Origin of the sequence: Streptomyces venetus (assembly GCF_039540295.1) — a bacterium.
GTDB classification, from domain to species: domain Bacteria; phylum Actinomycetota; class Actinomycetes; order Streptomycetales; family Streptomycetaceae; genus Streptomyces; species Streptomyces venetus.
In genome coordinates, this window is record NZ_BAABET010000001.1 from 895,861 (window position 1) to 908,828 (window position 12,968).

The following is a 12,968-nucleotide window of genomic DNA, read 5'->3' on the forward strand; positions in this document are numbered from 1 at the left end:
GAGGGTGGATGACCGAGCTCACCGACCTGACCGCCGTACGGCTTCTCGACGGCTACCGCAAGGGCGAGTGGAGTCCCGTGGAGGCGACCCGTGCGGCGCTGGAGCGGGCCGAAGCGATCCAGCCGGAGGTGAACGCCTTCGTCCGGCTCACCGCCGAGGACGCGCTGGCCCGGGCCCGTGAGTCGGAGGAGCGATGGCGGCGCGGTGAGCCGTGCGGCCTGCTGGACGGCGTGCCCGTCACGGTGAAGGACATCCTGCTGCTGCGCGGGGCGCCGACCCTGCGCGGTTCGAAGGCGGTGGACCCGGCCGGCCGCTGGGACGAGGACGCGCCCTCGGTGGCCCGACTGCGCGAGCACGGGGCCGTGTTCATCGGCAAGACGACGACCCCCGAGTACGGCTGGAAGGGCGTGACGGACTCGCCGCTCAGCGGCGTGACCCGCAACCCGTACGACCGGACGCGCACCGCAGGGGGTTCGAGCGGCGGCAGTGCGGCGGCCGTGGCGCTCGGCGCGGGCCCGCTGTCGCTGGGCACGGACGGCGGCGGCAGCGTGCGCATCCCGGCGTCGTTCTGCGGGATCTTCGCGCTGAAGCCGACGTACGGCCGGGTGCCGCTCTACCCGGCGAGTGCCTTCGGCACGCTGGCGCACGTCGGTCCGATGACCCGGGACGCGGAGGACGCGGCGCTGCTGATGGACGTGATCGGCCATCCGGACTCGCGTGACTGGTCGGCGCTCGCCCCGCCGCCCGGCGCGTACACGGACGGCCTGACCGGCGGGGTGCACGGGCTGCGGGTGGCGTACTCGCCGACGCTGGGCGGGCAGGTGGCGGTGCGCCCTCAGGTCGCGCGGGTGGTGCGCCGGGCGGTGGAGCGGCTGGCGGAGCTCGGCGCGTACGTCACGGAGGCCGACCCGGACTTCACCGACCCGGTGGAGGCCTTCCACACCCTGTGGTTCAGCGGGGCGGCGCGGGTGACCCAGCATCTGGGTCCGCAGCAGCGCGCGTTGCTGGACCCGGGCCTGCGGGAGATCTGCGACCAGGGCGCCCGCTACTCGGCGCTGGACTATCTGGCCGCGGTGGACGTGCGGATGGACCACGGCCGCCGGATGGGCCGCTTCCACGACACCTACGACCTGCTCGTCACCCCGACCATGCCGATCACGGCGTTCGAGGCGGGCGCCGAGGTACCGAAAGGATCCGGTCACCGGCGGTGGACGGGCTGGACCCCGTTCACTTACCCCTTCAACATGACCCAGCAGCCCGCGGCGAGCGTGCCGGTCGGCGCCGACGGGGACGGTCTGCCGATCGGTCTCCAGCTCGTGGCCGCCCGGCACCGGGACGATCTGGTGCTGCGGGCGGCCCACGCGCTGTACGAGGCCGGGGTGGCGTCCGGCGCCGGGCCTACGCCCGCTTGAAGCTGAGCGTCTCCCCCGCCGCTCCCGACCGCCACAGGTCGTTGCACGCCTCGGCCATGGCGTCCAGGCCGTCGACGACCTGGCCCCAGACGATGCCGGGGATCCAGCCGACATCGCCGTTCAGCAGCAGGTTGTTGCGCTCGTAGAACAGGGCCAGGTCGACGAGCGTGGTCCCGGCGTGGACCTCGCGGTCGTAGCCGTAGGACTTCGTCCCCAACTCCGTCCCCGCGAAGGCGAAATAACACAGATCACCCGGAATGGGAGTTACGGTCGGATTTTCCAGAGGCGGCTCTTTTTCGGCGAAGGGTGGGAAAAGTGCGTAGATCTCATTACGTGCGTACTTCGCGTGGTAGACGTCACCGGACAGCGGAAGGGCGTCCCAGACGGTCGCGCAGGTGATCGGGGCACGGTCGTCCAGCAGTCTTGCCGTGCAGGTCACGTCGCGCTTGACCAGGGAGACCTCGATGAAGCGATCAGCCATGCCTCCATGGGAGTGCCCGGCGCCCCTGCGGTCAAGGGCGCACGGGGATACGTGCGGGGCTCGAAAAAGTCGGCATAACTCTGATGCGTTCGGGTAGCCGCGCGCCCATGGCTCCACCACAGAGAAGCCCACTGAGAAGTCCGGAACCCATGTCCCAGACCGTGTCCGGATCTGCATCCGGGCCCACACGCCGGTCGCTGCTCGCGGGGGTCGCGGCGCTCGGCGCGCTGGGCGCCGCGGGATGCAGCCGGGTGGCCACCGCGTCGAGCACGGAGGGCGGCGACCTGCTCGGCCGGCTCCGGGCCGCCGGGGTCGTCCGTCTCGGTATCGCCGGCGAGATCCCGTTCGGCTTCATCGACAAGAACGGCGAGCTCACCGGCGAGGCACCGGAACTGGCCAAGGTGATCTTCAAGCGCCTCGGCATCGACCGGGTGCAGCCCGTGCCGACCGAGTTCGGCTCGCTGATCCCGGGGCTGAACTCCCAGCAGTTCGACGTCGTCGCCGCAGGGATGTACGTCAACCCGGAGCGCTGCGAGCAGGTCATCTTCTCCGACCCCGACTACCAGATGCTCGACGCGTTCATCGTGCGCAAGGGCAACCCGAAGGGGCTGCACAGCTACAAGGACGTCGTCGCGAAGAAGGCGAAGTTCGCCACCGGGACCGGCTACGCCGAGATCCAGTACGCCGTCGAGGCGGGGTACAAGGAGAGCGACATCCTCATCGTCCCGGACCAGGTCGCGGGTCTGAACGCCGTCGAGGCGGGACGCGTGGACGTGTTCGCCGGTACGGCGCTCACCACCCGCGAGGTGGTGAAGAAGTCCGCCAAGGCGGAGTCGACCAAGCCGTTCGCCCCGCTCGTGGACGGCAAGCCGCACGTCGACGGAGGCGCCTTCGCGTTCCGGCCGACCGAGACCAAGCTGCGCGACGCCTTCAACGTCGAGCTGAGCAAGCTCAAGAAGAGCGGTGAGCTCTTCCGCATCCTCGAGCCCTTCGGTTTCACCAAGGCCGAGATGACGGATCTGACCGCGAAGGAGCTCTGCGGCGGATGACCTCCGGACTGTGGGAACTCGTACTCAAGGGCATCTGGGTCACGATCCAGCTGCTCGTCTGCAGCGCGCTGATGGCGGCCGCTGTGTCCTTCGTGGTCGGCGTCGCGCGCACCCACCGGCTGTGGATCGTCCGCTTCCTGGCGGGCTTCTACACCGAGGTGTTCCGCGGGACCTCGGCCCTGGTGATGATCTTCTGGGTGTTCTTCGTGCTGCCCCCGGCCTTCGGCTGGCAGCTGGTGCCGCTGTGGGCGGGCACGCTCGCGCTCGGCCTGACCTACGGGGCGTACGGCTCGGAGATCGTGCGCGGCGCGCTGAGCGCGGTCGACCCGGCGCAGAAGGAGGGCGGGATCGCGCTCAGCTTCACGCCCTGGCAGCGAATGCGGCTGATCCTGCTGCCGCAGGCGGTGCCGGAGATGATCCCGCCGTTCTCCAACCTGCTCATCGAGCTGCTCAAGGGCACCGCCCTGGTGTCGATCATGGGCATGGGTGACCTGGCCTTCAGCGGCAACCTGGTGCGCCTCGCGCTCCAGGAGAGCGCGGAGATCTACACGTACATCCTGCTCATCTACTTCGCGATCGCCTTCCTGCTCACCCGGGTGATGCGCGGGCTGGAGAAGAGGCTCAAGGCCGGTGTCGGGAAGAAGCCCGACAGCAAGACCCGGGCGCCTGAGCCGGTCGTCGTGGAGGCGGTCCGATGAACTGGGACTGGAGCGCGGTATCCGACTTCATGCCGGACTTCTGGAAGGGCCTGCTGGTCACCCTCCAGATCCTGGTGCTCGGCTCGCTGATCTCGTTCGTGCTGGGCCTGGTGTGGGCGCTGCTGATGCGGGTGCCCTCGCGGTGGGTGACCTGGCCCGTCGGGGCGGTCACCGAGTTCGTCCGCAACACCCCGCTGCTGGTGCAGCTGTTCTTCCTCTTCTACGTGCTGCCGGAGTGGGGTCTGACCTTCTCGGCGCTGAGCACCGGTGTCTTCGCGATCGGGCTGCACTACTCGACGTACACGATGCAGGTCTACCGGGCCGGCATCGAGGCCGTACCGGTCGGCCAGTGGGAGGCGGCGACGGCGCTGAACCTGCCGCTGCGACGGACGTGGACCGCGGTGATCCTGCCGCAGGCGGTGCGCCGGGTGATCCCCGCGCTCGGCAACTACGTCATCGCGATGCTCAAGGACACGCCGATGCTGATGGCGATCACCGTCCTGGAGATGCTCGGCCACGCGCGCCTGTTCTCGCAGGAGCACTTCCAGTTCACCGAGCCGCTCACGGTGATCGGAGCGGCCTTCATCGTCATTTCCTATCTGGCCTCCCTTCTCCTGCGAGCCCTGGAGCGACGCCTTGTCCACTGACACTCTTCCCAACCCCGAGAAGAACCCCGCCAAGGGTGACGGCGAGCTGATCCGGCTGGAGCAGGTCACCAAGCGGTTCGGCCAGAACACCGTCCTGGACCACCTGGACTTCTCCGTCGAGGCCGGCAAGCACGTCACCCTGATCGGGCCGTCCGGCTCCGGCAAGACGACGATCCTGCGGCTGCTGATGACCCTGCTCAAGCCCGACGAGGGCACGATCACGGTCGACGGGCAGAAGCTGTTCCCGGCCTCCGACAAGGAGGTGCGCGAGGTCCGCAAGAAGATCGGGATGGTGTTCCAGCAGTTCAACCTGTTCCCGAACATGACGGTGCTGCGCAACATCACCGAGGCGCCCGTCACCGTCCTCGGCATGTCGAAGGACGAGGCGGTGGAGCGGGCCAAGGGCCTGCTGGAGATGGTGGGCCTGGCCGAAAAGTGCGACGCGCACCCGGCGCAGCTGTCCGGCGGGCAGCAGCAGCGGGTGGCGATCGCCCGTGCGCTGGCTATGCGGCCGCAGGTGCTGTTGCTGGACGAGGTGACCTCCGCGCTCGACCCGGAGCTGGTCGCCGGCGTCCTGGACGTGCTGCGGGACATCGCGCGCTCCACCGACATCACGATGCTCTGTGTGACCCACGAGATGAATTTCGCCCGGGACATCTCCGACCAGGTGCTGATGTTCGACTCGGGCCGCATCATCGAGGCGGGCGCACCGGAGAAGATCTTCAGCGAGCCGGAGAAGGACCGGACGCGGGAGTTCCTCAGCGCGGTGCTCTGACTACGGCCTGTGACCAGGCGCGACGCGGGGTCCGGCGACTGGGGCATGCTCCTGGCATATGCCAGCGGGTCAATGCCCCAGTCCGGGGCCCCGTGAATCTTGTCAACCCCCGCTCTCCACAAGCCCATTGTTCGTTATCGTGGAGGGGATTCGCTGTCCGGATTTCGGCCCAACAGCAAGCGCAGGGGGAGACCACCGTGGCGCTGAAGCACGAGCCGCCGACCACCCCGCACCACTCGGCGCAGGAAGCCCTGCGCGTCCTGGAGACCGTGGCGCGGAGCTCCACCGGAGTCACCGACGCCGACCTCGCCCGGCACACCCGCATCGGACCGGAGCGGCTGACCGCGCTCCTGCGGATGCTGCGCCGTGAGGGCTACGTCGAGCAGATCGCCGACGGCGCGTACGTCACGGGCGAGACCCTGGCCCGCCTCGGCTCCGCGCACCACCGCGAGCAGACCCTGCGCGAGAAGCTCCAGCACACCCTCGACCGGCTGCGCGACTCGGTCGGCGCCGCCGTCTACATGAGCCGGTACGTCGACGGTTAGATCAGCGTCACCCAGTACGCCGACAGTCCCGCCACTCCCAAGGTCAACGAGTGGGTCGACTTCCGCTCCTCGGCCCACGCCACGGCCATCGGCAAGAGCCTGCTCACCCAGCTCGACCACGCCGGCCGCCGCGACCACCTGGCCCGGCACAAGATGGCCCGCCTCACCTCGCGCACCATCACCAGCGACCGGCTGCTGCTGTCCCGGCTGGAGGCCCAGCCGCCCACCGTGCCCGTCCTCGACCTCCAGGAGTACGCGGTGGGCACGGTCTGCGCCGCCGTCCCCATCACGGCCGGCTCCTCGGTCGGCTGCCTGGCCCTGTCCCTGCCGGTCGAGCACGCCCACCGCCTGCGCCAAGCCGCTGACGCCCTCAATCGCAACGCGGCACCGGTCCTGCTGTCCATGGCGATCTAGACCGGCGCCGGGTGGTCAGAAGCACCCCTCGGGACCGGGTAGTATTTTCCCGTCGCCCACCGCGGAACACGATTCCGGCGGTCGGCGGGAGTCATGCGCCGCTAGCTCAGTTGGTTAGAGCAGCTGACTCTTAATCAGCGGGTCCGGGGTTCGAGTCCCTGGCGGCGCACCGGTGAAGGGCCTCTCGTGGGAGCGGGAGGCCCTTCGGCGTGTCCGAGATCGGCGCTGGTCAGCCTGCGGTACACGGACTCCCCCGGCGGCCGCCACCACACCGGGTCCGCGCATCGGACGCCCTCCTTCCGTAACGCGGCGCGGTGGATCTTGTTCGTCGCCGTCACCGGCATCCGCTCCACCACCCGCACGAACCGGGGCGCCATCTTCGTGCCCAGGTCGGGCTGGGAGAGCAGGAACTCCGCGAAGGACAGCGGGTCGAACGTACCGGCGACCGTGGCCATGACCTGGTCACCGGTCACCGGGTCCGGCACCGCGTACACGGCGACGGCGGCGGCCCCCTCGTAGCGGGCGAGGATGTTCTCGATCATCGCGGCGGCCAGGTTCTCGCCGTCGACGCGGAGGCGGTCGTCGGTCCGGCCGGCGAAGTAGAGGTAGCCGTCGGCGTCCCGGTAGAAGAGGTCACCCGTCCAGTACCAGCCTCCCCATCTGCGCCGTTCCGCCTCCGCGGCCGGGTTGCGCCAGTACCCCTCGAAGGGGCTCGGCCCCCGGTTGACCAGCTCGCCGATCGCCTCGTCCCCGTTGAGCAGCCGCCCCGCCCCGTCGAAGCGGGCCGGCGGGCACTCCTCGCGGGTCTCCTGGTCGAGGACGACGAGTCCGGGTGCCGCCCGGCCGACCGCCCCCGGCGGTGTGCCCGGCGACCACTGCACGGCCGCCCCGCCCTCCGAGGAGCCGTAGCCCTCCACCAGCCGCACCCCGAACCGCCGCTCGAAGGCCGCCGCGTCCACCGCGCCCGCCTCGGTGCCGAAGCCCAGACGGAGCGGGTTGTCGCGGTCCCCGGGATCCGGCTCGGTGGCCAGCACGTACTGGATGGCCCGGCCGACGTAGGTGAAGTACGTCGCCCCGTGACGGCGTACGTCGGGCAGGAAGCGGGACGCCGAGAAGCGGCGGCGCAGCGCCACGCCCGCGCCGGTGACGAGGGCGGGCGCCCAGCCCGCGATCACCGCGTTGCCGTGGAACATCGGCATGCACAGGTAGTGCACGTCGTCCCGGGTCAGGGAGAACTGGCCGGCCAGGGAGCGTCCGGCGGACGCCAGACGGCCCTGGGAGCAGAGCGCCGCCTTGGGGGCTCCGGTCGAGCCGGAGGTGAAGTAGAGCAGGAAGCGGTCGCGCGGAGTGGCGCGGGTCGGGTCCGGGCGGGCGTCGGCGTAGGGGGTCAGGAGGTCGGCGTACTCGGCCGTGTCCGTGCGCAGCAGGCGTACTCCGGGCAGGTCCAACCCTTGGAGCAACGGCAGGTGGGTCCGGTCGGTGACCAGGATCCGGCACTCGGTGTGCAGGATGTCGCGGGTGAGTTCGGCGCCCCGGCGGGTGGGGTTGACGCCGGCGACGGCGGCCCGGGCCAGGGCCGCCGCGCCCAGCCACAGGGGAAACTCGGGGGTGTTGTCGAGCAGCACACCGAGGTGGGGTTCGGCGCCGGGTGGCAGCAGGTCGGCGAGGAGTGCCGCCCGGGCGGCGGCCCCGGCCGCCACCTCGTGCTGTGTGAGCACCACGTCCTCGCACCACAGCCCCGGCCGGTGGTCACCCCACCGGGCCGCCACGAGCTCCGCCACCGTGCGTCCCGCAGTGGACTCCATGAAGCCGCACGGTAATTGACGTAGCGTCAGATGTGGAGCGCTACGGCTGCAGGAAGTCGCCCGCGGCGGAGAACATCGCGTGTGTCACCGCCATGAAGCCGAGGGCGAAGAGGATGAACGTGCCGAGGAAGGCGAGCAGGCATCCCGTGCCCGCCGCGAGCCTTCCTGGCGCCGGGGGCCTGGCCGTGGCGTGCTCCGGGCGGTCCGCCGGGTAGTGCACGGTGACGATGTCGCCCTCGAGGGTCGTCCCCGGCCCGCCCCGCTCCTCGAACCGGACACCGCGGCCGTCGCGCGTGGTGAACTCGTAGACGTGGTGCAGGGTCGTGTGCACCGAGCTGTCGCCGCCACCACTCGTCGTGGTGTACGTCCGCAGACAGCGCGCCTCGGCGGTCAGGCCGCTGTTCCAGGCGCGGCCGACCCGGACGGAGCGGCGGATCACCACGACCACGGCGCAGGAGGCGACCGCGATCATGAGCGTGGGCACGACGTAGAACAAGACTTCCATGAGCTCCCCCGAGGCCCTGCGCGGCCATCGGTCGACCGGCGTGGGAGGAACCTACCCACGCCGGCCGCACCGGTGACTCAAGGGAACCTCAGAAGGTGACGTCCGAGCACGCGTAGAAGGCGTTGCCCGTGTCGGCGATCGTCCACACCGCGAGGATGACGTGATGACCACTCAGCCCGGTCGGCAGCCTGCCGCTGTGGGAGAGCGTCGAAGGGGGTCGCTGGCCGTTGTACGGCACCGTGAAGAACGGCGTGAGGTTGAGGTCGGACCGGGCCAGGTTGTGGTTCTGGTTCCAGCCCGGCTTGGTGACGTAGTACTTGAAGTCGGTCGTAGCGTGCATGGCCGTGAACTGCCAGCGGAACGTGTAGTTCTGCCCGCCCGTCACCCTGGTCGTCGGCCAGGCCCCGCCGGACGGCGTCCGAGCCGCGCTGAGCTGGGCGAACTGGCCGAGCCCGGCGTTGCAGATCTGTCCGTCGGCCGGTCCGGAGGCCGGGAAGCCCTTCGGGCCCTCGACGCTCTGCGGCTCCCACTGGATGGATCCGCAGTTGGTCACGGTGCCGTTCTGGCAGAGCTTCTGCCTGCTGACGGGGAGGTCGGTGTAGCCGTGGCCGCTGGCTCCGCCGGAGGAGAGTACGAGGGCTCCGGTCGTGGCCAGTCCCACCGCGGCTGCGGACAACTTGGTCCTGGTACGCATGCTGCCGCTCCTGGAGAACGTGGGGGATGTTCAGTGAGCCGTGCAGGTAGGTCTAGACCAAGTCTGAATGTATGGCCGTTAGTTGAACATGTCCATACCAATCACGGGGTTGTTTCTCCCCGCCCCGCGCAGAACGCCACCGTCAGGTCCTTCACCAGCGCCTTGCGCTCGCAGTCGTCGAGTTCGACCAGCCCCCGCATGGTCAGCCGGGTCAGCGTGTCCTCGGGGTCGTACTCCACCCGGAGCGGCTGCACCGAGAACACCTCCAGGCCGACCGGCTCCGTGTCCGCCGCCACCAGCCGGGTCAGCGTCTCGGCCGCCGTGTCCGTGGCGCCCTTCGTCCCGCCGGGCAGTTGGACCGGCACCCGGGCGAGCGCCGCCTCGACGCACTCGCGCAGATACCTCTCGTGGTCCTCGACGGTCAGCGTGACCCGCGCGGTGTCCCGCACCCGCCACACCACCAGCACGACCGCCCGCAGCGCGACCCCGCACTCGTCGGCGGCGGGCATCGGCTCGCTGCGCCAGTGCCGCAGCCGTACGTCCACCCGGCGGCGCAGCGACAACGGGTTGACCCACAGCAGGCCGGAGCGCCGGACGGTCCCCCGGTAACGGCCGAACAGGGCGAGCACCCACGCCCGCCCCGTGCGGCCCCGGGCCAGCCCGCCGAACCCGAAGAGACCGAGCGCCCCCGCTCCCGTGTACGCCGCCCACTGCGCCGGACCGAGCCCGGCCCCGGCGTGCGCGGGCAGCCGCAGTGCCTCCAGCGCGAGCGGCGGCAGCACCCCGGCCCACCACGAAGTGGCCACACAACCGGCCGCCCCGCACATCCCGGCCAGTACACCCGCCGCGCCGGGCAGCACCCGCGCGGGGCGCTCCACCAGGTCGGGGTCGAGCCGCGGCACCGGACGGGGCGTCACCTCGGCCGGGCGCCCGAGACGTGGCTGCTCCCCGGTGCCCTGCCTGCGGCCCACGACCGCCGGTCTCAGCGGTCCCGGAGCCGGCTCGGGCTCGTCGCGGAACAGCAGGTGCACGGGGATCTCGGTGGTGGACTCGTTCTGGATCAGCCGGCCGGGCCTGCCCGACGCCTCGGCCGGCCCCCCGGGCTCGGACGTGTGGGACGTGCTCGTACTCATACGTGCCTCACCTAGGAGAAGAGCCGCCGCCAGGTCTCCGGCCCCGGGAAGCCGTCCGCCGCTCCGCCCCGCCAGCCCTGGGTGCGCTGGAAGGCCTCGACGGCTCGGCGGTCCGCCTCGCTCCAGCGCGGGCCCGGCTCGGCCGGGTAGAACCTGCCGAACCCCTTCCGCACGAGCTGCCTCCGCATCCGGGTGATGTACGTGTTGGCCTCTCCGGGCCGGAACATCGCCCGCCCGGGGTAGCCGGGGACGCCGTGGGAGGAGGGCGGCGCCCCGACCGCCCCGGCCCTGACGTCCTTGCCCTTGCCGGTGACCAGCAGATCCCAGGTGCGCGGGCCGGGCAGTCCGTCGGCGTCGGCGCCCTTCCAGCCCTGGGCCCGCTGGAAGGCCCGGGTCGCCCGCCGGTGGGCGTCCGACCAGCGCGGCCCCGGACCCGGGCCGTAGGCGGCGCCGGCGCCGCGGGCCACGAGCATGCGGCCGAGCCGCAGGACGTACTTGTTGTTCGCACCGGGGCCGAAGTACACCGCTCCGGGGTACGGCGTGGCGGCGGCCGGGGCGCCCGGCAGCCCCCTGTCCGACCCAGGGGCCGGTTCCGAAGCCGGTCCCGAAGCCGTTCCTGAAACCGCGCCCGTGTCCGGTCCCGGGCCGTCCGCCCCCGAAGCCGGCCCCGGGTTGTCCGTCCCCGAAGCCGGCCCCGGGTCCGTCCCCGAAGCCGATCCCGCGCCTGACGCCGAACCCGTTCCCGTTCCCGTTCCCGTTCCTCCCCCGGAGTCCGATCCCGCGGCCGGCCCGGAGTGCGCCCCCGAGTCGGACCCCGAGCCCGACGCCGAGTCCGGCCCCTTGGCCGGCTCCTGGGTGATGCCCTTGTAGCGGTAGGGGACGTACCGGTGGGAGTCGGTCCAATAGGCGTAGGGCGTGGTCTTGCGGCGGGTGCGGGGGCGGGCCTGCTCGTAGGCCGTGTAAGAGGTGTGCGCGGAATTCGTCCAGCCGCCGAAAATGGTGACGTGCGAGCCGCTCTGGGCGTCGGCCGGATTATGGAAGAGCAGAATGTCGCCCGGTTGGAGTTCCTCCTTGGAAATCCGCTCGGCGTACTGGGCGAGACTGCCCGTCCATTCGTTTCCGGGCAGCTTCCAGGCCATGGACACATAGCCCGAGCAGTCCTGCCGGTAACCGTCGGACCAGTACCTGTTCATGCTGTACGGCACCTTCGCGGTGACCCAGGCCCTGGCCCGGGTGATGATCTCCGCGCGGGTGATGGCCACGGGTTCCGCGGAGGTGGCGGGCTTGTCCGGACGGGCGTCGGGACCGTGCAGCGGGGCCGTGTCGCCCTGGGGAGTGTCACGCTCGTCACCTGCGGAAACACCTGAACGGTGGGACACGGGAGGGGCGGCCGCGGCAGGGACGGCGTGGCTCGCACCGAGCGCCGCCGAGGCCATCGCGGCCAGGGCGAGGGCCCGGCGCGCGGCCGGGTGGGCGGTGATGCGGCCGGTACGGGAACGCGGCAGGGCACGGCGCCAGTGGACGCAGCCAGGGCAGTCGCAGTCGCTCGCGGGGTCGATTTGCTCGAATACCGGAGACTCCATGCGATTCCCCTCACACTTCCGGTGGAAAAAGCCGTGCCAGTGCGCTTCTGGGCGGGACCTCGTCAGTTTCTCAACTGTCTTCCGGACGCGCATGTTGACGGTCCGAATGATGTAATGGGGCCGCCTCGGCCGGGCCGTCCCGGGCCGGGGCGGGTGGTCAGGAGCACCTCCGGGCGTCCTGTAGAGTTATGACGTCAGCGAGCGCCGCTAGCTCAGTTGGTTAGAGCAGCTGACTCTTAATCAGCGGGTCCGGGGTTCGAGTCCCTGGCGGCGCACCGACCGAAGGCCCCTCGCGGAAGCGGGGGGCTTTTCGTATGCCTGTGGTCGGTCCCGGCGCGGTCCGACCGCTACCCTCTCGCCATGGCAGCGCGCGACCTCCAGGAGCGGATCAAGAAGCTCATCATCGATCGCCGGCTGGCCTCCGGGGCCCCGCTGCCGACCGAGCCCGAGCTGATGGAGTACCTCGGCGCGAGCCGGAACTCGGTGCGGGAGGCGCTGAAGGCGCTCCAGGCGATGGGCATCGTGGAGATCCGGCACGGCTTCGGCACCTACGTCGGCCCGATGTCCCTGGCCCCGATGATCGAGGGCCTCGCCTTCCGCACGGTCGCCGGGCACTACCGGGGCGAGGACTCCCTGCTCCAGCTGCTGGAGCTGCGGGAGGCCGTGGAGACGGGGCTGGTGTCCCGGCTCGCCGGCCGGATACCGGATGCGGATCTCGTTGAACTGGACGCGCTGGCCGACCGTATGGAAGAGGAGGCCGCGCACGGAGCCGGCCTCGCCGAGACCGACCGGGCCTTCCACGCCACCCTCTACCGGGGGCTGGACAACGTGTTGCTGAGCGAGGTCCTGGAGGCGTTCTGGGACGCCTTCCACCGGGTCCGTACGGACCTCGGGGGTGAGCCGCAGGACCCGAAGGTGACCTGCCGGCAGCACCGGGAGATCCTCGACGCGGTCAGATCCGGTGATGCGATGCGTGCGGAGGAGGCCATAAGAGAGCACTTCGGGAACATCCGCGCCCGCCTGTCCACAACCGCTCCGCAGATCCCCCACACCCGTCACAATGAACGCGTATGACCGGTAAACACCGCGTTTCGCGTCTTGCGATCATGCTGGACGTCGTAGAACCCTGGTTTTCTGGTTTTTCAAGATGCTGCGGATTCGCGGCAGTTGGGGGGCGAAAGGGCCGGTTGCCGACCGGGCGGGGATAGGGGCCCCGCTCACGCGGCG

Annotated in this window: 12 protein-coding genes, 2 tRNA genes and 1 pseudogene; 9 read left to right on the plus strand and 6 right to left on the minus strand. The window is 70.8% G+C overall.

Annotated features, from left to right (window positions below; genetic code table 11):
• The first annotated feature begins 8 nt into the window (after positions 1–8).
• Positions 9–1,412: an amidase gene (locus ABEA82_RS03890; RefSeq protein WP_345659913.1), complete on the plus strand. Its 1,404-nt coding sequence runs from the start codon at positions 9–11 to the stop codon at positions 1,410–1,412.
• Here the strand turns inward: ABEA82_RS03890 and ABEA82_RS03895 are convergent.
• Entirely contained in the window at positions 1,399–1,893 is a 495-nt protein-coding gene (locus tag ABEA82_RS03895; protein WP_345659914.1) for a DUF3830 family protein, read from the minus strand. The two genes, ABEA82_RS03890 and ABEA82_RS03895, sit on opposite strands and share 14 nt — an antisense overlap.
• A gap of 149 nt (positions 1,894–2,042) precedes the next feature.
• Between ABEA82_RS03895 and ehuB the strand changes: the two genes are divergently transcribed.
• From ehuB to ABEA82_RS03925, 6 genes and pseudogenes are all read left to right on the plus strand, one after another.
• A complete protein-coding gene (ehuB, locus tag ABEA82_RS03900) occupies positions 2,043–2,942 on the plus strand; it encodes an ectoine/hydroxyectoine ABC transporter substrate-binding protein EhuB (RefSeq protein WP_345659915.1) in 900 nt (299 codons plus the stop codon).
• Positions 2,939–3,640 (plus strand): ectoine/hydroxyectoine ABC transporter permease subunit EhuC, encoded by a 702-nt coding sequence (gene ehuC / locus ABEA82_RS03905; RefSeq protein WP_345659916.1) that lies wholly within the window; start codon positions 2,939–2,941, stop codon positions 3,638–3,640. The genes ehuB and ehuC overlap by 4 nt, the downstream gene beginning before the upstream one ends.
• On the plus strand, positions 3,637–4,287 hold the full coding sequence (gene ehuD, locus ABEA82_RS03910) for an ectoine/hydroxyectoine ABC transporter permease subunit EhuD (protein ID WP_345659917.1): 651 nt from the start codon (positions 3,637–3,639) through the stop codon (positions 4,285–4,287). Before ehuC ends, ehuD begins: the two co-directional genes overlap by 4 nt.
• A complete protein-coding gene (ehuA, locus tag ABEA82_RS03915; RefSeq protein ID WP_345659918.1) occupies positions 4,277–5,062 on the plus strand; it encodes an ectoine/hydroxyectoine ABC transporter ATP-binding protein EhuA in 786 nt (261 codons plus the stop codon). Before ehuD ends, ehuA begins: the two co-directional genes overlap by 11 nt.
• A 197-nt stretch (positions 5,063–5,259) precedes the next feature.
• Positions 5,260–6,021, plus strand: a pseudogene (locus ABEA82_RS03920) (IclR family transcriptional regulator).
• Positions 6,022–6,116: 95 nt separating this feature from the next.
• Positions 6,117–6,190: transfer RNA gene (locus ABEA82_RS03925), tRNA-Lys, on the plus strand.
• On the opposite strand, the gene ABEA82_RS03930 is transcribed toward ABEA82_RS03925, so the two are convergent.
• From ABEA82_RS03930 to ABEA82_RS03950, 5 genes are all read right to left on the minus strand, one after another.
• A complete protein-coding gene (locus tag ABEA82_RS03930; protein WP_345659919.1) occupies positions 6,156–7,826 on the minus strand; it encodes a long-chain-fatty-acid--CoA ligase in 1,671 nt (556 codons plus the stop codon). The genes ABEA82_RS03925 and ABEA82_RS03930 overlap by 35 nt on opposite strands.
• A gap of 40 nt (positions 7,827–7,866) precedes the next feature.
• Positions 7,867–8,331, minus strand: a complete 465-nt coding sequence (locus tag ABEA82_RS03935) for a DUF3592 domain-containing protein (RefSeq protein ID WP_345659920.1) — start codon at positions 8,329–8,331, stop codon at positions 7,867–7,869.
• Between the two features lie 88 nt (positions 8,332–8,419).
• Complete coding sequence (locus ABEA82_RS03940) at positions 8,420–9,025, minus strand: lytic polysaccharide monooxygenase auxiliary activity family 9 protein (RefSeq protein WP_345659921.1); 606 nt, start codon at positions 9,023–9,025, stop codon at positions 8,420–8,422.
• 101 nt (positions 9,026–9,126) lie between these two features.
• Positions 9,127–10,158, minus strand: a complete 1,032-nt coding sequence (locus ABEA82_RS03945) for an SPFH domain-containing protein (protein WP_345659922.1) — start codon at positions 10,156–10,158, stop codon at positions 9,127–9,129.
• Positions 10,159–10,169: 11 nt separating this feature from the next.
• Positions 10,170–11,741, minus strand: coding sequence for a peptidoglycan-binding protein (locus ABEA82_RS03950; RefSeq protein WP_345659923.1), 1,572 nt, complete (start codon positions 11,739–11,741; stop codon positions 10,170–10,172).
• Between the two features lie 201 nt (positions 11,742–11,942).
• Between ABEA82_RS03950 and ABEA82_RS03955 the strand changes: the two genes are divergently transcribed.
• Positions 11,943–12,016 (plus strand) — tRNA-Lys (locus ABEA82_RS03955).
• Between the two features lie 85 nt (positions 12,017–12,101).
• Complete coding sequence (locus tag ABEA82_RS03960) at positions 12,102–12,815, plus strand: FadR/GntR family transcriptional regulator (protein WP_345659924.1); 714 nt, start codon at positions 12,102–12,104, stop codon at positions 12,813–12,815.
• The last annotated feature ends 153 nt before the right edge of the window (positions 12,816–12,968 follow it).

Bases quoted from the DNA above. Each gene is read 5' to 3' on its own strand.
- ABEA82_RS03890 (WP_345659913.1), top strand. From the start codon at position 9: ATGACCGAGCTCACCGACCTGACCGCCGTACGGCTTCTCGACGGCTAC.
- ABEA82_RS03895 (WP_345659914.1), bottom strand. From the start codon at position 1,893: ATGGCTGATCGCTTCATCGAGGTCTCCCTGGTCAAGCGCGACGTGACC.
- ehuB (WP_345659915.1), top strand. From the start codon at position 2,043: ATGTCCCAGACCGTGTCCGGATCTGCATCCGGGCCCACACGCCGGTCG.
- ehuC (WP_345659916.1), top strand. From the start codon at position 2,939: ATGACCTCCGGACTGTGGGAACTCGTACTCAAGGGCATCTGGGTCACG.
- ehuD (WP_345659917.1), top strand. From the start codon at position 3,637: ATGAACTGGGACTGGAGCGCGGTATCCGACTTCATGCCGGACTTCTGG.
- ABEA82_RS03930 (WP_345659919.1), bottom strand. From the start codon at position 7,826: ATGGAGTCCACTGCGGGACGCACGGTGGCGGAGCTCGTGGCGGCCCGG.
- ABEA82_RS03935 (WP_345659920.1), bottom strand. From the start codon at position 8,331: ATGGAAGTCTTGTTCTACGTCGTGCCCACGCTCATGATCGCGGTCGCC.
- ABEA82_RS03940 (WP_345659921.1), bottom strand. From the start codon at position 9,025: ATGCGTACCAGGACCAAGTTGTCCGCAGCCGCGGTGGGACTGGCCACG.
- ABEA82_RS03945 (WP_345659922.1), bottom strand. From the start codon at position 10,158: ATGAGTACGAGCACGTCCCACACGTCCGAGCCCGGGGGGCCGGCCGAG.
- ABEA82_RS03950 (WP_345659923.1), bottom strand. From the start codon at position 11,741: ATGGAGTCTCCGGTATTCGAGCAAATCGACCCCGCGAGCGACTGCGAC.
- ABEA82_RS03960 (WP_345659924.1), top strand. From the start codon at position 12,102: ATGGCAGCGCGCGACCTCCAGGAGCGGATCAAGAAGCTCATCATCGAT.